The sequence below is a fragment of the Thauera sp. DNT-1 genome (assembly GCF_055393985.1).
In genome coordinates this window covers 2,827,151-2,845,283 of sequence record NZ_AP043752.1, presented here as the reverse complement: position 1 = coordinate 2,845,283, position 18,133 = coordinate 2,827,151, and the positions used below count along the sequence as shown (strand labels likewise).

The window sequence follows — 18,133 nt, the reverse complement described above, 5'->3', positions numbered from 1 at the left end:
TGTGCCGACGACCTCTCAGGCTAAACCGGCGTCCTATGGTATTTCGGTAGGAGCGGGCGAACAACCTGCGTGGAGATTCGGCCCCCGCATCGTGATGTTGCTCCTCACGGAACGCTGCTTGCTGACATTTCGAACCGGGACTGTAGAAGCTGGCGTCGTACTGGGCTACTGGGCAGATCAAAGATCCTCAAGCTCGAAGCCCAGATCAACGCCCTTTTCCAAGTCTAACTGCCCTTGGCGACCACGATGGAGATCGAGTGCGGCGCAGAACTCGCGGGTATAGAAACCGCCATGCAGCGCCGCTACAGGCCGCACGATGCCGAGATCGACCTCTCGAAGCGCAATAGGTCATGCGCTGGCTGAGCCGGGACCTGAACGCCGACCGTGCCGTACGCCAGGTACGGGCATGAGATGCCCCCGGCTAAGGCGACGACGGATGCTGAGGCAGCCGATCCAGAGCTACGCCATATCGATCCGATACGACTTCAGCATTAAGGGCGCCTCGAAAGACCTCGGCATGCATCAAGGATCTAGGCGCGCCCTTTGGAACCTCGCACCACGAAGAAGTATTCACGATCGACTCCTCCGCGTCCCGCTCGAGCGCCGAAGTAATAGACTTTAACAATGAGTGAGCCCTCGATCTCCCCACCTGCTCCTTCACGGATGGATTGCTTTCCAACCATAGACGCGTGCTGCGGCGTGCGGATCGAGCCGGATCACAAAGTCGATAGCGAATCCGAATACGAGCGCGATCACAAGGAAAGTCAAAACCTCCCTCGTGGCCGACCTTCTGCTGACGATGAGGTCCAGACGACCATCTACCCGACAACCCGCCGCGCGCAGGAGCGCGTCGGATCGTGCCTTGAGATCCAGATCCCTGTGTTGTGAGTCTCGCTCCACTGCTGTCGCCGCAGTCGATTACCGCGGCGATCGAGCGATGCCCGCCGCGACAAGGGCCGAAAGGTCCGGCTCGCAGAAACTGTCAGGCGTGGCATCGAGCTCGGCGATGCTGCGGTGAAAGGCGAAAAGGCAGGCATCGCTTGACGCGTATACCATGAGCCGGGCGGTGTCCTTGGCGATCAGTTTGAACACGCGTTGAGCAGTGCGGTCGAGGATCGCGATCCACCCGCCCGCCGTCGGTTCGTTCGCTGTGATCAACTTACGGCGGGATTTACACCCGCAGGAGTGCGCCCATGCTGGGCGCACGGAAAAAAGAGGCCGCTCAGTGAGCGGCCTCTTCATGATGCTTACTTCTTCTTCGGTGTCGACTTCGGCCTGTCCGGCGCCTGCGTAAGGACAGACCCAGCGAGGCTTCTTGCGGCCTTCGTGGATGAACTTTGGGACAGCACCTTTCCGGCGAGAGAGGCGAGTTCCCGGGACGATTTTTCGTTCTTTGCCATGATCTTCTCCTTGAAGACATGAATTTTGGAAGTGTTTGGGGCGGATTTCTCCGCCCCATAGCCAGCTACCGTGTAGTCGCCGGCCTAGTGCAGATCAGAAGAGACTCAACTGACCAGGATGCGAACGCCAGTGCTGGCAGACCTCTTCCCACTGACCGAACCGGTAGCGGCGGTACGCCCGAACAAAGACGTCCTTCATGCGCGAGTAAGCCACGATAGGCCCCCCCTATGAAGGGTTGGAGGGTGTTGGCTTGCCCAGATCCCTTGTGTAGCACTACACTTCCGCATCTTCCGTAAGACGCGGTGCTGGGATCAGGGTGGTTTGGCAGACCCTCGTTCGCCTCACCAGAAAGCCCAGGGGTGTTGGCGCACCTCTTGGGCTTTTTCTTTGGCTATGTCACCGTTACCTGTGGAAATACACCGACGGCCGCGAGGAGCAGGGCGTGCGGGGTTTTCAGCCGGCCAGTGTCGATTGCCCGTCGCCAGCCGAGATAGTTGGGTAGGTAGTGGGTGGCGACGCCGTGAAAGCGGTCAATCCATTGGCGCAGCCGACCGTGGTAGGCATTCACGTTCTGGACATGAAACGCGCCTTTGACACGCATGCCGGCCGACAGATTGACCGACTCATGGCTGATGCCCGCTTCCTGGGCAAAGTAGCGATAACTGGCATTGGCATCGCTGACGAGCAGAACGTCCTCGTCGAGCACGGGTGGCAGGCATTTGCGTAGCTGGGCCTTGCTGACGGGCCCTTTGCCAGTCACGAAATCAAGCGTTTGGCCGGTACGGTCCCGGGCCACGAGAACGCAGACCTGCTCCTTCGATAGGCCGCGCTTGCTCGCTGCTCCGCCTCGCTTGCGAGCGGGGCGCGGGAGGTTGCGAGCGCCCTTGTTGGATTCGAGAAAGTAAGTTTCGTCGGCCTCGGTGATGCCGTGCAAACGCCCAGGCCGGTCGTCCTTGACCCAGGCGAGGAAGCGGTGGCGCCACCGGAAACTGGTGTTGCGATGAACACCGGTTTCGCGGGCCGCCTGGCGAACGGTCAGGGAAGCAAGGATCTGCTGCACAAACGACAGCCACTTGGGCTTGTGCCGCAGCCGCGCCAGCGGCGTGCCGGTCAGCGCGTTAAAGGTCTTGGCGCAGGCGCAGCAGCGGTAACGTTGAAGGCCATCGGCGTGACCGTACCGATGGACCTGCTCATGCGTGCAGTGTGGACACTGAGGTGCTGACTCAAAGTGAGTTTGGATAAGCTCGGCCGCCTGCGTGTCGTGCCCAACATGCTTCAACGCCTCGGCAAGCCGACTCCGCTGCCGATGAGAAAGTCCGGCCAGCTGCTTCAAAACCTGTTCGAACGCCACCGTCTTCATCTCCGCCTCCTAAACTCGAAAACTGTAAAAATATACAGTTTATGTGGCGGTCGTTCAATACTTACCGGTGACAGAGCCTTTTCTTTTCCATGAGAGGTATCACGTGACCTCCCAGAATGATTTCTGACGGGTGATGAGCCCATCTTTCGTTAGACGCCCCAGCCGATACGACGCGGCTTGAACGCTTGTTCCGCACATCTCAGCCAGATCCTCGGGCGATCGGGCATTCTTGCAGGCAGCCAGAGGCATCATCGTGGCGGCAGTGAGAGCCTTCGCTTGCCACTCCGAGTCCTCGCAGAAACGATGCTCCCCGAGCTTCGCGCCTCGATGCAGCGTCACGGCGTGCTTCAAGACGATATGTGACGTCTCATGGATGACCGTGCTACGCCCGAAGACGTGCTCACTGAGCACCATCTCGTAGATGTCCTCCCTAAACACCACGACGCCCCTTTCAGGGATCGTGAATGCCGCGCACTCGTCGAGGTCTTCTAGTTCGACCACTTTGAGCTGGAGCCCCGCCTTCTGTAATGTCTGTTCGAGGACCTTCCAGCAATCGAGTCGATATCGCTCGCCTCGGGCAAGGGGAAGAATCTTCTGCAGGTCGGCCGCAACCTGCTCAAGGGAGGCATAGCTCTGCGGAGCTACCTTGAGTCCAGACGGGGTGTCGAGCCGTCCATTGGCATAGAGCGTCGTCACTGGCTCAATCTCCCTTGCCGTTCTGCTCGTTGAGCCAACGCACGATCTCCGGCGTGGGCGCAGCGCCTTGCTGCAATCGGCGCGCGAAGGCGGCAACCAGGCCTCGTGCATCAGGAGCGAGGTCGGAGGTGTTGATCACGTCCTTCGAGCGCTCAGCTGCGTTGCGTAGTTCACGCAGCTGCTCCTGATCGACCTTGTCGGAAAAAAACTTCAGCGCCGCGTTGATGTGTTTGTCAGCTAGGCGCTTCTCGCCGTATTCGATCGAGCTAAGGTGAGCAGAACTGATCTCCATCGCTTCCGCCATTGCCTTAAGGGGCAGGTCGCACTTCATTCGCAGGATCCTGGCAGCCTCTCCAAAGGGTGTGAGTTTCATATGGCCTCCTATCCAAGCGTACGGTCTGCATGTGACTCGACGGACTGTTATCCGAATAGCTGATACGTTAGCTAAATAGAAAATTTCCGTCAAGTCCCCGCTGGGTATCCTTCCCGAGGCTTGTCGAGCCATCGTCCGGCAGCTCTCGAGCACCGGGATCGGCGAGTGTGGACGTCGCACGCTGCTTGCCTTGCGCTCGCGCTGCAGCCGGGGCAAAAGCGGGTACATGACTCGCGCGTTCACTCGGTGGTGTATGCGCCGGAGCCGCAAGAACGGCCGGGGACGGTCTGTTCTGCGCTGGGTGTGCCCCGCTTCCGTTCTAGCTGCTTGGGCGAACTGAGTGGCCGCACAGACGTTCTGCGCAGGAACTGCTGACAGGTGATTGAAGTAGTGAGGCATGGACGCATCTCTCAATGCGCGCCGAGTAAGGCGATCCTCTTGACAAAGTCAAGTCTTGACTATTACAGCAAGCTGTATATAATCTTTTTCGCTCTAGACGCACTTAGCACCAAGCACATCCGAATAAGTTTTGCAAGAGCCTCTTCGGTGTGCAGTCAGGCCTGAATATTCCGCCCCAATTCTGTTCCCGCAGAACTGGGGCTTTCCTTTTTGGCCTACCGCTTTCGCAGCACCGAAAAGCATACCCGATGTAGGGTGAAGCGTGCAATAACAAATTCTCTTTGCAATACATGAAGATATGACCGTAAGCGGTGTGTCAACCGTTTATTGAGCCCCGTATCTAGTAGCAGCCGCGACGCTTTCGCGTGCCGCTAGCACGCTCGATCGCCTGCGACGGACGCGGCCACTGAGGTATCTCGGTGCCGATGGTTGGTCTCGATGTCATCGGCTCCTGCAGTCGCAGTGCAGCGGACGGTGCTGGGCGTACAGAATGCGAACGTGCGCTGGTGCGAACCAGGAGGAAGTAACGCACCTCCTCAACAGGCCCAGACGGTTCAGGCTCAGAAACGCCCGCCTGGATCTGGCCTGACGAAGACGCGGCCGACGTCGTCGCGAAGAATGGCCCTTCGCGCGAGCAGAGTAGTTCGTTAATTGCGAAACGGTTTTCCTGCAATTCTGAAAAACGCCAAGAACAGGAAAGCTGCCGAATGACTTCGTGTTCTTTAGGCTCGTCACCTGATCTACCAGCTTGAGCGGCTTGGACGCACCTTGAAGCACCGCCTGGATCTGGTGGTGGCAGCCCGATCCCGCGTCCGGATGGCACAGTACCAACGGAAACTTCAAGGCTTCATCCAATGGCACTTCCGCGTGCGCCAACAAGGGGTGGCGCACGGGCACGATCACGATCACCGACAGAGGATCGGTCCACACGGGCTCGGCGACAAGGCCTTCGCTCACCGCGTCCGACAGCGCAAAACCGATGTCCAGCAGATCGTTGTGCAGGCCCTTGAGCTGCTGCGCGAAAGGCAGCTCGAAGACGCGAATCTCCAGTTCGGGCTCTTCCTCGCGGCTGCGCGCCAGCAAGGTGGCAATGTGGGGCTGCGCCAAGCTGTCGCAGATGGCGATGCGCAGATAACCCTGATAGCCCTGCGCCGCCGCCTTTGCGGCACTCACCGCCTGCTCCACGGTGGCCAGCACGCGCCGGCACTCACCGAGGAACACTTGACCGGCGCAGGTCAGTCGCGTCTGGTGCGCGCTGCGGTCGAACAACTGCACGCCGAGCGTGGCTTCGAGATTTCGCATTGCGCGCGACACAGGCGATTGTTCTACGCCAAGGCGCTCGGCCGCTCGCGCGAAATGCAGTTCTTCCGCGACCGCAACGAAATAGCGCAGTAGTCTGAGTTCCAATGCGGCCTCCTGTTTGCCTCGTTCCTGGCCTGCGTCCACCTCATGCGGATTGCGCCTCGCTTTCTCCTTCGATGATTGGCAAGAGGTTCCGGCGTTGCATGCTTGCCTATTCGGATAGGCAGATCGCATCCGAAAATTACGGAGGTTGAGGCGGAACGCTACCTGGCCGAAGACCTGAGAACCTCAATCGCCGCGACGCTGCACTACCGCCTGATCCACAGGTTCAGTTCAATCAATTCCCGGGTTGCAGCTCCACACGCACCTCGCGCGATTTGCCGGCCCGTTCCACTGACAAGACCACCACATCGCCGACCTTCCTGTCGTCTAGCCGCGCGAGCAGCTTGGCCACATCGTCCGTCGCCTTGCCATCAACATCGATGATGCGGTCGCCCGGCACGATGCCTTGCGGCGTGACTTCGACACCCGCGAGGCCGGCCTTGTGCGCTGCCGAACCAGGGGTAACACGCAACACGAACACGCCCTTGCTTCCAGTCAGCGCCAGCAGGCGCTGATTGAGCTGTTCGTCCACCTCAATGCCCAGCGCCGGACGGATGTACTTCCCGGTCTTGATGAGTTGCGGGACTACGCGCATGACGGTGTCCACCGGCACGGCGAAACCAATCCCGGCCGAGGCGCCGGAGGGGCTATAGATCGCCGTGTTGATGCCGATGAGCCTTCCTGCCGAATCGAGCAGCGGCCCACCGGAGTTGCCAGGGTTGATGGCGGCGTCGGTCTGGATCAGGTGATCGATGGCCGGGCCGCCCGCTTCTCCGGGTAACGAGCGGTCGAGCGCGGAGACGATGCCGGTGGTGAGCGTCCAGTCCAGGCCGAAGGGGTTGCCGATAGCGAACACCTTCTGTCCCACCTTGAGGTCGGTGCTGGTGCCGACCGGCACGGCAGGCGGGCGTTTGAAGCCGACGCCGATCTTGAGCACAGCGATGTCGTGCGCAGGGCTCGCCCCTACCAGCGCGGCCTGGTAGTCGCGTCCGTCGGCGAGTTTGACGGTGGCCTCCGACGCGCCCTGGATGACGTGGAAATTGGTCACGACATGGCCGGCGTCGTCCCAGATGAAGCCCGAGCCAGTGCCGCGCGGCACGGAGAAGACGTTGCGCGTCCAGACATCGCGTACCAATTGTGCGGTAGTGATGTAGACCACCGAGGCGCGCGATTTTTCGAACAGTTCGATGGTGGCTTTCTCGTCCGCCGCCAGATCGCCACGCGCCGTCACAGTGCGTTCTGCCGCTTCGCGCGGACTGAACCAGGCCTCGATGGCGGGCAGGAACTGCCACAGCAGCATGAGCGCGGCAACACAGGCGGTGATGAAGAGCCAGCGCCGGACGAAGTGGTCCGGCGCGGGACGTTGGTACGGGTCGGGGTAGGCCATGAGAAGTCTCCTGTTGATAGGCGATCAGCGCCACAGCCCGCTCGGGCGCCAGCGCGGTGGGCGCGGCGTCAAAGCGGATTCCGGCAAGAAATGGGGCGCGTGGAGTGGCAACGCTGATGCTGGCCCAGGCGCCAACGTCAGTAGGCGTGAGATGCGTTCTTGCGTGGCCGGATGCGTGCGCAACCAGGAGGGTTCGGGATTGCCCCATCCCGGCCACAACCAGGCACGCCAGGAGCGGCTGACCCGCTCGATTTTCGCCAGCGCGGACGCAAGCCCCTGCGGGTCGCCAGTCAGTTCCGCAGCGAGGCGGTCAGCGTCGAACTCACGCACGCGAGACAAGCCGAGCTGTGCGAGCAGGGCCAGCTGGGGCGATGCGGCCAATAACAATAAACCAGGCCAATAGACCTCCGCCGCGCCAACCAGCAGCGCAGGCAGGCTCAGCAGGATCGCGATCTGTCCCATAAGGGCCAGTAGGCTCGTGAGGCGACTGACGGAATCCGCCAGCCCCATGACGCGCAGATCCTCATTGGCGATGTGCGCGATCTCGTGCGCGAGCACACCCGCCAGCTCGCGTGGGCTCAGGCGGCGCAGCAGGCCATCGGTGAGGGCGATCGATGCCTCCTGCTTCGATCCGGTGGCGAAGGCGTTGACGACGGCACTGGGCACGTAGTGCGGCACCGGCGTTGCGGGCAAACCGGCACGGACGGACAGCTCGCGCAACAGGGCCCAAATTTCCGGGGCTTCGTGCGGGTGCAGCGCCCGGGCGCGGTATAGGCGCAAGGTCAAGGCGGATGCGGCTGCCGGTTCCAGCAGCAGCGTGCCTGCAACGGCAAACAGCGCGAGCCACAGGCCGCTTTCCCCGAACAGCAGGCTTCCTGCGGCGGCTGCGATCCCGACCAGGGTCAGGACCAACAGCCCGGTCTGCAGGCGGTTGAGCCAGCGGTGTTGCAACAACGCCGCGCGCGGGTCACTGGGATGATGACGGGGCATGCTCAGATGTCTCGGCGGCACGGTCGTCGCGCTCGCGCAGCAGCCAGTAAGTGGCACCGAGCGCCAGTGTGGCGCCTGCCAGCGCGGCGATTTTGGCGGGACTCGTGTCGGGGTCGAGGACCACGAACTTGCGTGCCAGCGCTATCAGGCCGATGAGGATCACGGTCTTGACCTGGATGATGCTGTCCCGACGCAGCGCCACGCGCACGATGGAATGCTTGAACTCCATCGCGATCAAGAGCGTCATGATCATGCCAAACACGCTCTGGAATACCTTGTGGTCCATGGGATTGAAGGCATCGAGGATCAGCAGTGTGAAGACTATAGAGATGAGCTGGAGAAGCGACACCACGATGATGACGGCAATCACCGCCGACAGAACGAGGGCGACGACCTGCTCGAAGCGCTCGTAAACCGTCATCAACCGCCACTGGGAGCGCATCTCGTCAAGGGCCGTGTGGCCAGATTCTTTATGCATAAGCGTTGCTCTCTCTTTCAATGAAACGTTAATGGAACGGGGAGTCCGAGAAGACGACTCGATTACACCTGGATTGCCGAGGCAATTGCGAAGGCACCCAGCGCATAATGTCCTGCGCGCCCGTGGCGCCGCCGATGGGTGGATCAGCCTCTTGCACGTCAACCCTTTGTCCCATGCATGGCATCAATCCGGCTTCTGGTCTGGCGGCAGCAATCCCAGCAGATCCGCCTGCAAATGTTGCAACTTGTCGATGCCAGCCCTCAATGCCTCGACACGGCCGGCATTTTTCATTTCACTCAGGGTGTGCGCTAACTGCTGGATGCTCTGATGCAGGGCATCGACCTGATCATCAGGATTCTTGCCGAAGAACGTAGGGCGTCCACTTTGATCCCGCCAGTATTGGAGTGTTTCGGATTGAGGAGGCACTTGGGTCTTGCCTGACAGATAGTCGATCATCTGGGAAATCCAGACCCGGTGGTCGGCGTATGTGAACGGCACGGGCAGCGCGGCGCGACTGTCAGGTTTGAATCCCTTCCAGGATAAGGGTACCTGCCAGGTGTGTAGCCATTGCTCGAATTCATGCGCCGGCATCGGATGCCCGATGGCATAACCCTGGCCCCACTCGCATCCCAGACGCAGCAGCATTTCACCATGCTGAATGGATTCGACTCCCTCCGCGATGCAGTTCCTGCCAAACGACCTTGCCAGTGCCAGTAGCGCATCCAGGATGGCGATATCGTCCGGATCCTCGAGCATGTCGCGTATAAAACCTTGGTCGATCTTGAGCAGGTACGCGGGCAGGCGCTTCAGATAGGTCAGCGATGAATAGCCGCTGCCGAAATCGTCGAGGGCAAAACGCAATCCCATCCTCTCGCACAGCGCCATCAACTGAGACACTTGAACGAAGTCCTCCACGGCGCTGGTTTCGAGGATTTCCAGTTCAAGGTCTTGCGGCTGGACACCGGGATGTCGTGACAACATACCCCGTAGATGCATGATGAAGTCCGGTTGCAGCAAGTGCCGCGCACCGATATTCACGCTGATCGGGACATGAAGGCCGGCCTTGCGCCAAACTTCGATCTGGGTCAGCGCAGCCTCGATGGTCCATTTCCCCACGTCAATCCCGAGCGGATGGTTCTCAATGATGGGTATGAAGGAGGCAGGAGATAACAAGCCACGCGCCGGATGTTGCCAGCGGATCAAGGCTTCGGCGCCCAGCACCTCACCGGTGCGCATGTTGACCTTAGGTTGGAAGTAAAGCAGAAACTGCCCATTGGCAAGTGCATTCTCTATGCTGTCCAATCCTTCGTGACGGGTGCGCAGCGTACGATCCTTCTCCGTATCGAAAACGTGATATCGATTCTTGCCAGCTTGCTTGGCGAAATACATGGCCTGATCTGCCTGCCGCAGTAGTTGGTCGGCGTCGATGTCTTCGAGTTGCGGGTAGTAGCTCACACCGATACTCGCGCTCACTTCGCACAGTGCGTCACCAATCGGTACGGGCTGTGCCGCTACCTCGATCAGGCGATCAAGAATTGGTAGGCTGAAGGAGTTTTCCGGCAGATCGACCAGAACGGCGACAAACTCATCACCTCCAAGACGGGCCAAGGTATCGTCTTCGCGCAACACCTGCGTCATACGCCTGGACAGGACGGACAGCAATTTGTCGCCGACTGCGTGGCCGTGCTGGTCGTTGACCTCCTTGAATCCATCCAGATCAATGAAGACAACCGCCAGGTGCATGCCACGCCGACGTGTCTGACGAATGGCCTGCTTAAGGCGGTCTCCAAGCAATAGTCGATTGGGCAAGCCGGTGAGCAGGTCGTAATGAGCAACGCGTTCAAGCTGTTGCTGGTTCTCCTTCAGCGCCGTGATGTCGGAGAACATGGCTACGTAATGCTCGATATTGCCCTGCATATCCGGGACTGCACTGATCGTCAGCAGCGCGGCAAACTGACTGCCGTTCTTGCGTCGGCACCAGAGCTCTCCGTGCCAATAGTCGTGCTCACGCAGAGCCTGCCAAACGGTCTGATAGAACTCATCGTCATAGCGATCGGACTCGAGCAGACGAGGTGTCTGACCCATTACTTCCTCCCGCGCATAACCAGTGATCACGGAAAACGCCCGATTGACGTTGACTATGTGGCCTTGAGCGTCCGTAACGAGGATGCCCTCTCCTGCGTGCTCAAAAACTTTAGCCGCAAGGCGAAGCTCTTCCGCGGATCTTCTGCGTGAGGTGACATCATGGATATAGCCGTGCCAGAGGATGCTCCCATCAGGCATGGCTTCAGGCGACGCCTCGCCTTCGACCCAGATCACCCGACCGTCTGGAAACTGCACTCGGTACTCGTCATGCCAAAGCGCGAGTGACTGCCCCGACGCCTGTATGGTTTCATGCACACGGTCGCGGTCTTCAGGATGGAGCGCAGCGAACGCAGGAGTGGCATCTTCAACAACATCCTCCGGTGCAACCCCGTATATTTCCTGTATCCTCGCGCTGGCATAAGGGAAGTGCGAGCTGCCGTCCGGACGAAGACGGTATTGGTAAAGCATACCGGGAACGTGGCTGGCCAACTCTTCTCGCTGTCGGCGCATAGCGTTCAGCGCCTGCTCGACCCTCTTGAGATCGGTGATGTCCTCTACCGTCCCGTCTGCCGCTCTGGGCCGACCAGAGGCGTCGCCCTTGAATGTTGCCCGAAGGTGTATCCAGCGAACCTGCCCTCCGCTGACGATGCGATACCGCAGATCAAGGGACTTTCCGCACATGGCAGCATCCCATGCCCTATCGAAGAGGGGGCGGTCTTCAGGGTGAATGCACTGCAGGAATCGCTCGAAGGCTATTGGCGCACCAACATCCAGGCCGAGCACGCGGCAGGCTTCATCGGAGCAAGTGAGGAGTTGCGAGCCAAGATCGAGATGCCAACTGCCAAAATGGGCATTCTGGTTAATCTGGCCACAGTGTCGGGCTGAGATTTGAGGCGTCTCGTTCAAAGGTGACGCTCCTTATGGGTGAAACAGAGGTTCCAACGTTTCTGCAACTCGGAGCGTATTTCGTCAAAGATTGTGTGGTTGGGTCGCTATGCATCGCGGCTACGCACTTTCTTCAAGGATCGAACAACTGATAAGCAGGGTGGTTCGCGCCGGGTCATTGCGGCAAGCGGGATGTCACCCAGCGCATAATGTCCTGCGCGCCCATGGCGCCCGCCTGACGTGCAACCTCATGTCCACCTCGGAACAAAATCAGGGTTGGAATGCTGCGAATACCGAACTGGGCGGCCAGGTGGGGCTCAGCCTCGGTATTCACCTTCGCCAGCCGGATCCTCGGTTCGAGCTGGTGCGCCGCTTGCTGGAACTGTGGCGCCATCATCTTGCACGGCCCGCACCATGGCGCCCAGAAATCGACCAGCAGCGGCAGATCGCTGCGCTCCACGTGGCGCGAGAACGTCGCCGTGGTCAACTCGATGGGTTCGCCCGTGAACAAGGGCTGCTGGCAGCGGCCGCAGTTGGGATGTTCCGATAGCTTCGCAGTCGGTACGCGGTTGATGGACTGGCAATGCGGACAGACGAGGTGAAGATCATTCTTCATGGTTCGCCTCCTTGGACCACAGTGAGGCTGCCGCGCTTCGGGTCACAGACAATGCCGACCAATCAACGCCTTGGAGCCAATCGTTCCCGTCTTTGCTTACTCCGGCCTCTTCCAAATGAGCAGCGATGAATGCTTCGGCCTGCATGAGCCACCTTTGGACAGTATCTTCCTTACTAGGAATCAGCAGGATTTCAGAGACGCTGCTGGCATCCAGCCCGTCCACACGGATAAGCAGAAAAATGCGCCGCCACAAACGCGGCATGTCCTTCAGCAGGTCAAATGCAAAAGCGAACTCGCTCGACCGATCAATCAGCTCCTCCTGTTCCGCGATCGTTGCGACATCGGGATGCTGACTGCCAGCGAAGATATCGGCCAGCTTGAGTGTGTCATCGGGCTGATAAAATTCGAAGATTTCCTCTTCCACCATGGCCTCGGCGACGTCTTGGGCATCCGGTTCGACCGGCGCGTCCAGAGAAACGAATTCGCCAAATTGCCGGCTGCTTGCCACTTCGTTATCCAGGACGGCGAACAGATGCTTCAAAAGACCGGTGTAAGCCTCTTTTTCCCCCGGCACGGATTGCCATTCCACCTCAGCTCGGACAATCGCTTCATCCACCACGTCGCGCAGCGTCGGATAATCGCGCGGTAAATCGCCGACGGCCCGCAGATAAGCCAGCTCACGCCTTGCGACAGCCTCAAGTTTCGACAGTAGAGGCATTCGGGTCGCCTCGGCCTCATGGGCGGCTGACGCGGGTTTTGCGGCAATTCGCACCTTGAGCTCGCGCAAGCGCTTGCGTCGTGCTTTGCGCTTGATTTGGTCCTGAGCATGCAGCCGGTCAAAATGCTTCTTGGCCTGACGGAACAACGACTGTGCGAGCATCTGCGCGAGGGGCGTCAGCTCGTCATGTGATGCAGTAACGCTGACAATCTTTCTGCCGGGCAGGTGCATATAGCCACTGGCCAGAAATTGCCGCTTGGTCTTGTCGCGATCAAGGACGATATGAAGTTGCGCTGAATCTTTAGTGTGTTTGTCGAGCAATGGCTTGAGGGCGTGCTCGATCACATTTCCCAAAGCTCTCTGCCAAGGTTCATGAAACTCTTTGTCGATAGCTCGATAGCTATATTGCATCTGCATGTATGACTCCTTCGATGTCATTTCTATGGAGGTATGAATCGAGGATGCTCATATCCATAGAATTTAGTTTGACCCGCTCTTATCCCTGGCGCGTTTTGCGAAGACGCCAACTCAAGAACAAAAGCGTGACACCATAGACTGCCGCATAGAAGCCCAACAGCCAGCCTGCGGCCAGGAATGACTCGACCGGACGGGAAAAAAATATCCACAAGACGATAGCGCCAAGGACAATCGAGAGCAGTCCACTGAAGGCAAGCCAGATTTCACCCTTGATTTCTTGACGCAGCCGAACGGCGGCGGATATCTCCAGCACACCGGTGAAAATCGCCCAGAAGCCCACGCTAGCCCATAAAAAAGAAGCCAAGACTATCGTGGCGACCCAAGGAGCAACCAGGACGACGACGCCCGTAAGTATGCCGACAATGCCGCTGAACAGCAGCCAGCCCCAGCGCTCTTTTTTCTGGATATGGCGCACCGCTGCAAACAAGTTGAACGCGCCATTGACCAAGGAAAATGCGCCGAACATGATGGTCATGGCCAACAGAGCCGATTGTGGCATCCAGAACGCGAGGGCTGCGAAAATCAATGCCAAGACACCGCGCAACGCAAAAAGCCACCAATTTTGGCTCAGCGAACACAGTGCTTTGGTGGGGTCATCCGCACTGGAATCGGCGATGGTGTCTGTGTTCATGCTATATCTCCTAAAGATCTAATGGGGTGAAAAAGCAAACACTCCTGAGCCAAGAGAGGGGCGCGACGCGCCCCTCTTACGCCCTATCCAGCGGTTTCAGAACAACTTGGACAGCTTTGCCTTGATTTCATCGAGCCAGCCTTTTCCGCCGCCTCCCCCAGCCGTCTTTTGCTTGACTTTCTTGAGTTCAGCATACAGGGGCTCAAAGTCCTTCTTCTTTCCATAGCCCAGCAGTTCTGCCATTTCCAACTGCTGCCGCGCTTCGTTCAATAATGTCTCCAGGCGCTCATTGGACGCTTCGCTCCGCTGACCATCTTCTACCAAGGTCTCGGCGCGCTTCAGGAGCAGCCTGGCGCGCAGGGCGGGCAGCGGATGCACGCTGCGCGTCTCGACCAGCGTGCTGAGCGCTGCCTGCAGCGCGGCTTTGGCTTCTTCAATCTTGCCCTGATCGATCAGCGGCACGACTGACTTCACGGCTGCGGGATAGGACGCCAGAGGGATGTTGGTGACCGCGATCACGATTTCACTGGCCAGCAAAGCCAGCACGTGACGTGCCTGTTGCACCTCGCCATGTTTGAGGGCCTCCAGCGCCTCGTCGGTCATCGCCTCAATGGTTTCCGTGTTGGCGAACAAGTCGTGCACGATGGTGCGCACATCAACGGGGGCCAGGGCGAGCGTGGGTTCGCGCGCAACGATCAGCTCCAGCTTTCCCGTCACTTCGGCCAGCGTTGCCAATGCGCGTGCAGCGTCCTTGCCGTCAAGTGCGGCCAGCGCTGATTTGGTCAGCGCCAAGGCCGAGACGGCCTCATCGAGGACTTGTTTACGTTTATCTGCCGCCTGCGAGTCCGTTTCCTTCTGAACCTCAGGCTGTACCTCCGTGACGACTTCAGGCTTGGCCTCTGGACTGACAGGAAGGCTGCTTACCGCGGCCTGTTCGTTTATTTCTTTGTTCGTCGCATTGGGATTCGATGTTTGCTCATTCATGGTGATATGCCTCGTATGAGTTAGTGAAAATAGGCGAATCTATTGGGGCTGACTGCGAACATCGCGAGACTGACCGACCGAACAGTCGGCCCCTTCATCACCTCAAAACAGCTTTTGGAGGCGCGTCTTCAACTCGTCGAACCATCCCTTGCCGCTTTTGCCACCAGCCGACTTTTGCTCAATGGACTTCACCTGATCGAAGATGGGGGTGAAGTCCGCCTTCTTGCCATAACCCAGGATCTGCGCCATCTCGATCTCCGTGCGCACGGACGACAGCAAGGTGCTGAGCTCCTCGTTCTGCTTGGCATCGCGCTTGTCGGTCTCGGCCAGCTTTTCAGCTTTTGCCATCGCGGCTTCGGCCCGTAGCACGGGCAGAGGAAAGGCGACCGAGGTCACCACCAGCGTGTTCAGTGCTCGGGCGAGTTCCGCTTTGGCGTCGTCGATCTTGCCGCTGTCGATGAGCCGTGCGGCCGACTTGATCGCTGCCGGGTACGTTGCCATCGGAAGGTTGTCGGTTTGGATCACGATTTCGCTGGCCAGATTGGCAACGATGGGCCGGGCCTTTTGCACCTCGCCATCACCCAACAACTCCCGAGACAACTTGACCGCTTTCTTTACCGATTCCACGTTGGCGTGGATATCGTGGGTGATGACGCGTACATCGACCGGCGCCAAAGCAAGTTTGGCGTCGCGTGCCAATACCAGTTCCAGCTTTCCGCTGGCCAGTTCCAGCGCAGCAAGCGCCTCCTTGGTCTTCTTTGCATCAAGGAGGGTCAAAGCCTCCTGGGTCTTGGTGAGCGCCGTGATGGCGTCTTGAGTGAGCTCGGCACGCTTTTTATCGGCTTCCCGGGCGGCCTTGTCATCTACCTGTGGCTGTGCCGCCTTGGATGCGGCAGAGGGTGCTGCAGCACCTGGGCTAGAACCTGCCGCCGATTGGGCCAGAGCCGGTCCGCTCAGTCCGACGACGACCGCCAGGGCAAGTGCGGAGAAGGTGTATTGTGGCTGTTTGATATTCATGATCTTGGGCTCTTGATTGAAGTTAGTTGACTGAGATTTCAATCTCCTGAATCCGTGTTCTCTACAGCGCATACCCGCTCCGCGAGCCCCAGCGCATGATTCTTCTGCTGCCTGACTCCCAATCTCAGCTCACCGCAGCCCCGAGCGCCGTCCTTTCATGGCCCGGAGCGCCGGCGAGCCGGGCTTCCGGCGGGTGCGCTATGTCATTTCCCTTCTCCCGCGCGGCCGTCGCCCTTCCGCCGCAGCGAAATGGCCTCGATTCGGAGAATTCGGCCGCCGGATTTGCATCACGGCGAAGCCACCGCGCACAGTCGCGCCTGCACCGTGGTGAACACCTTCACATGCGCGGCCACGCCGCGCCCGAAGTCCAGCACCAGGCGCCGGGCGTGTTCGACGAACTTCGCCGCGCGGTACATCACCTCCTGCAGCACCGTCTTGATGCGCCGGCGCTTGGCCGGGTGGCGGATCGGCGAGAGCTCGCCGGCCAGCCCGAGCTGGCCGATCAGGCGCAGGCAGTTGTAGGCGAATGCGGCCAGATGCACGACCGCGTCGTTGGTGTCGAACTTACCCGAGGGCAGGCGCTCGAGGTCCAGGTCGGTCTTGATCTCGGAGTGGAACTGCTCGTGCGTGCCGTGGTGCTTGTAGAGCTCGATCACCTCGGCCATCGCCCCATCGAGGCTGGTCCACCAGCCTTCGATCTCGATCTCGGGCGCCAGCAGGTGCTGGCCCTTCTTGTCGATGGTGCGCTCGGTCACCCGCACCACCAGGCGCAGCGTGCGCTTGGCCTTCTTCCAGGCACGATCGATCTTCAGGTCCAGCAGCCCCACCCGCTTGCCCACGCGCGCTTCTTCGAACGCACCGGCGGCCTCGGCCCGATCCACCCAGGCGGTCTTGTCCTGGCGGCGCGGGTTCCACTTGGTGAGGTAATCGAACGAACGCCCGAGTTCGGCCCAGCGATCGCGCTCGTCGGCCAGCGCGAACAGCAGCCGCGCGCTATCGAAGCCGCTATCGGCGCGCCACAGCAGCTTCGCATCGGCGGCGCACACCCGGCGCAGGCGCGGGAGCGCGCGCTCGAAGAAATACTCCGTCTCCAGCGCCGAGTGGTGCGAACCCGCGCGCAGTTCCAGGCCGAGGTTCCAGCCCTCGTTGCCCAGGTACAGCGCGATCGGCGTGTAGCCGTCGACACCCTGGTAGGTGCGGCTGACCGCTTCCTTCTTGGTGTCGGAGTTGTCCATCACGAAGGTGTCCAGGTCGGCGCAGACGTAGCCCTTGTGCGCCGTGATCGGCGCCTCGGTGCGCTCGAGCAGGCGCAGGCTCAGCTCGTCGGTCAGCTCGCGCAGCTCGGCCGCGCGGGCATCGAGCCGTTGGCGCATCCACACGCTGCCGGGCACCTTGGCGAGCCCGAGCGCTTCCTTGAAGAAGCGGTCGCCGCGAAACGGCTCGATCGCCTCGAAGTCGCTCTTGCCCAGGCTCAGCAGCCCGACCACCGACTTGACCAGATCCGAGCTCAGCATGCCCTGCGACACTGGCAGCCTCGGGTCGATCACCGCCTGAACCTGTGCCGCCTGGCAGCACTGCCCGATCAGCGCCAGGCCCGAGTACGAGGTCAGGTTGAGCTTGGCGGATTGCTTGACTTCGAAGCGCGGCATGGTCGGTTGGGTGAATGAGTCGGATGCGTAATTGTACAATTACATCAATGCGTTAGGCTGGATTTCCGGCTAAACGAACACGGATTCAGGAATCTGTTTCGGTTTGGCTTGCTCGGCCTTGACAAGCCGCACTTCCAGCACGCCGTCTTTCATGGAAGCCGTCACCTTGGTCGGATCAACGTTGTCAGGCAAGACAAAGCTGCGCACAAAGCGGCCATACGCACGTTCGATGCGGTGGAACTTCTTGCCCTGCTCCTCTTTTTCCAGTTTGCGCTCGCCGCTGATGGTGAGCACACCGTTTTCCGCGCTGACGCGCACGGCATCCTTGGGGACCTCCGGCAGATCCAGCTTGAGGAGGAATGCGTTCTCATCCTCGCTGATGTCCGCCATTGGTGCCCAGTCCGCCGTGGTCATGGCTTCGTTGCCGGTACGGGCGCCCTGTCGCTGGGGTATTCGTCCGAACATCGTCGCCAGGCGGTTTTGCAATTCATCCAGTTCCCGGAAGGGGTCCCACGGAGTCAATGCAGACATATCGGTTCTCCTTGAACAATGCCGACGAATTGGATGACGCACTGAACAGAGC

Annotated in this window: 17 protein-coding genes; all 17 read right to left on the bottom strand. The window is 59.9% G+C overall.

The features are described 5' to 3' along the window. Nucleotides 1–918 precede the first annotated feature (918 nt). On the bottom strand, nt 919–1,242 hold the full coding sequence (locus ACZ5PP_RS13090) for a hypothetical protein (RefSeq protein ID WP_464826132.1): 324 nt from the start codon (nt 1,240–1,242) through the stop codon (nt 919–921). Between the two features lie 5 nt (nt 1,243–1,247). After that, a complete protein-coding gene (locus ACZ5PP_RS13085; RefSeq protein WP_464826131.1) occupies nt 1,248–1,400 on the bottom strand; it encodes a hypothetical protein in 153 nt (50 codons plus the stop codon). A 392-nt stretch (nt 1,401–1,792) separates the two neighbouring features. After that, entirely contained in the window at nt 1,793–2,761 is a 969-nt protein-coding gene (locus tag ACZ5PP_RS13080) for an IS1595 family transposase (protein WP_464826130.1), read from the bottom strand. A gap of 99 nt (nt 2,762–2,860) precedes the next feature. Then, a complete protein-coding gene (locus tag ACZ5PP_RS13075; RefSeq protein WP_464826129.1) occupies nt 2,861–3,457 on the bottom strand; it encodes an ImmA/IrrE family metallo-endopeptidase in 597 nt (198 codons plus the stop codon). Between the two features lie 4 nt (nt 3,458–3,461). Beyond that, nucleotides 3,462–3,788: a hypothetical protein gene (locus tag ACZ5PP_RS13070; RefSeq protein ID WP_464826128.1), complete on the bottom strand. Its 327-nt coding sequence runs from the start codon at nt 3,786–3,788 to the stop codon at nt 3,462–3,464. An 882-nt stretch (nt 3,789–4,670) separates the two neighbouring features. Then, nucleotides 4,671–5,636 (bottom strand): LysR family transcriptional regulator, encoded by a 966-nt coding sequence (locus ACZ5PP_RS13065; protein WP_464826127.1) that lies wholly within the window; start codon nt 5,634–5,636, stop codon nt 4,671–4,673. Nucleotides 5,637–5,868: 232 nt separating this feature from the next. After that, nucleotides 5,869–7,020, bottom strand: a complete 1,152-nt coding sequence (locus ACZ5PP_RS13060; RefSeq protein ID WP_464826126.1) for a S1C family serine protease — start codon at nt 7,018–7,020, stop codon at nt 5,869–5,871. A 24-nt stretch (nt 7,021–7,044) separates the two neighbouring features. Then, on the bottom strand, nt 7,045–8,010 hold the full coding sequence (locus ACZ5PP_RS13055) for a zinc metalloprotease HtpX (RefSeq protein ID WP_464826125.1): 966 nt from the start codon (nt 8,008–8,010) through the stop codon (nt 7,045–7,047). Continuing rightward, nucleotides 7,988–8,452 (bottom strand): phosphate-starvation-inducible PsiE family protein, encoded by a 465-nt coding sequence (locus tag ACZ5PP_RS13050; RefSeq protein WP_464826124.1) that lies wholly within the window; start codon nt 8,450–8,452, stop codon nt 7,988–7,990. The genes ACZ5PP_RS13055 and ACZ5PP_RS13050 overlap by 23 nt, the downstream gene beginning before the upstream one ends. Nucleotides 8,453–8,671: 219 nt before the next feature. After that, nucleotides 8,672–11,479 carry a sensor domain-containing protein gene (locus ACZ5PP_RS13045; protein ID WP_464826123.1) on the bottom strand — a complete coding sequence of 936 codons (2,808 nt, stop codon included), beginning with the start codon at nt 11,477–11,479 and terminating at the stop codon, nt 8,672–8,674. Nucleotides 11,480–11,633: 154 nt separating this feature from the next. Then, nucleotides 11,634–12,074, bottom strand: coding sequence for a heat resistance system thioredoxin Trx-GI (trx-GI, locus tag ACZ5PP_RS13040; protein WP_034085933.1), 441 nt, complete (start codon nt 12,072–12,074; stop codon nt 11,634–11,636). Further along, nucleotides 12,064–13,209, bottom strand: coding sequence for a hypothetical protein (locus ACZ5PP_RS13035; protein ID WP_464826122.1), 1,146 nt, complete (start codon nt 13,207–13,209; stop codon nt 12,064–12,066). The genes trx-GI and ACZ5PP_RS13035 overlap by 11 nt, the downstream gene beginning before the upstream one ends. Nucleotides 13,210–13,288: 79 nt before the next feature. Next, complete coding sequence (gene hdeD-GI, locus ACZ5PP_RS13030) at nt 13,289–13,900, bottom strand: heat resistance membrane protein HdeD-GI (RefSeq protein ID WP_016852018.1); 612 nt, start codon at nt 13,898–13,900, stop codon at nt 13,289–13,291. A gap of 96 nt (nt 13,901–13,996) precedes the next feature. Next, nucleotides 13,997–14,884 carry a heat resistance protein YfdX2 gene (gene yfdX2 / locus ACZ5PP_RS13025; protein ID WP_464826121.1) on the bottom strand — a complete coding sequence of 296 codons (888 nt, stop codon included), beginning with the start codon at nt 14,882–14,884 and terminating at the stop codon, nt 13,997–13,999. A 102-nt stretch (nt 14,885–14,986) separates the two neighbouring features. Beyond that, the gene (gene yfdX1, locus ACZ5PP_RS13020) at nt 14,987–15,901 is read right to left on the bottom strand and encodes a heat resistance protein YfdX1 (protein ID WP_464826120.1); all 915 of its coding nucleotides are present in this window, start codon (nt 15,899–15,901) and stop codon (nt 14,987–14,989) included. Nucleotides 15,902–16,188: 287 nt separating this feature from the next. Beyond that, complete coding sequence (locus ACZ5PP_RS13015; protein ID WP_004300513.1) at nt 16,189–17,550, bottom strand: IS1380 family transposase; 1,362 nt, start codon at nt 17,548–17,550, stop codon at nt 16,189–16,191. A 69-nt stretch (nt 17,551–17,619) separates the two neighbouring features. After that, entirely contained in the window at nt 17,620–18,081 is a 462-nt protein-coding gene (gene hsp20-GI / locus ACZ5PP_RS13010; RefSeq protein ID WP_464826119.1) for a small heat shock protein sHSP20-GI, read from the bottom strand. Nucleotides 18,082–18,133: the final 52 nt, after the last annotated feature.

Coding starts and splice junctions, on each gene's coding strand:
- ACZ5PP_RS13070 (WP_464826128.1), bottom strand. CDS start 3,788: ATGAAGTGCGACCTGCCCCTTAAGGCAATGGCGGAAGCGATGGAGATC.
- yfdX2 (WP_464826121.1), bottom strand. CDS start 14,884: ATGAATGAGCAAACATCGAATCCCAATGCGACGAACAAAGAAATAAAC.
- yfdX1 (WP_464826120.1), bottom strand. CDS start 15,901: ATGAATATCAAACAGCCACAATACACCTTCTCCGCACTTGCCCTGGCG.
- hsp20-GI (WP_464826119.1), bottom strand. CDS start 18,081: ATGTCTGCATTGACTCCGTGGGACCCCTTCCGGGAACTGGATGAATTG.
- ACZ5PP_RS13055 (WP_464826125.1), bottom strand. CDS start 8,010: ATGCCCCGTCATCATCCCAGTGACCCGCGCGCGGCGTTGTTGCAACAC.
- hdeD-GI (WP_016852018.1), bottom strand. CDS start 13,900: ATGAACACAGACACCATCGCCGATTCCAGTGCGGATGACCCCACCAAA.
- ACZ5PP_RS13050 (WP_464826124.1), bottom strand. CDS start 8,452: ATGCGCTCCCAGTGGCGGTTGATGACGGTTTACGAGCGCTTCGAGCAG.
- ACZ5PP_RS13090 (WP_464826132.1), bottom strand. CDS start 1,242: ATGAAGAGGCCGCTCACTGAGCGGCCTCTTTTTTCCGTGCGCCCAGCA.
- ACZ5PP_RS13080 (WP_464826130.1), bottom strand. CDS start 2,761: ATGAAGACGGTGGCGTTCGAACAGGTTTTGAAGCAGCTGGCCGGACTT.
- ACZ5PP_RS13015 (WP_004300513.1), bottom strand. CDS start 17,550: ATGCCGCGCTTCGAAGTCAAGCAATCCGCCAAGCTCAACCTGACCTCG.
- ACZ5PP_RS13035 (WP_464826122.1), bottom strand. CDS start 13,209: ATGCAGATGCAATATAGCTATCGAGCTATCGACAAAGAGTTTCATGAA.
- ACZ5PP_RS13060 (WP_464826126.1), bottom strand. CDS start 7,020: ATGGCCTACCCCGACCCGTACCAACGTCCCGCGCCGGACCACTTCGTC.
- trx-GI (WP_034085933.1), bottom strand. CDS start 12,074: ATGAAGAATGATCTTCACCTCGTCTGTCCGCATTGCCAGTCCATCAAC.
- ACZ5PP_RS13085 (WP_464826131.1), bottom strand. CDS start 1,400: ATGGCAAAGAACGAAAAATCGTCCCGGGAACTCGCCTCTCTCGCCGGA.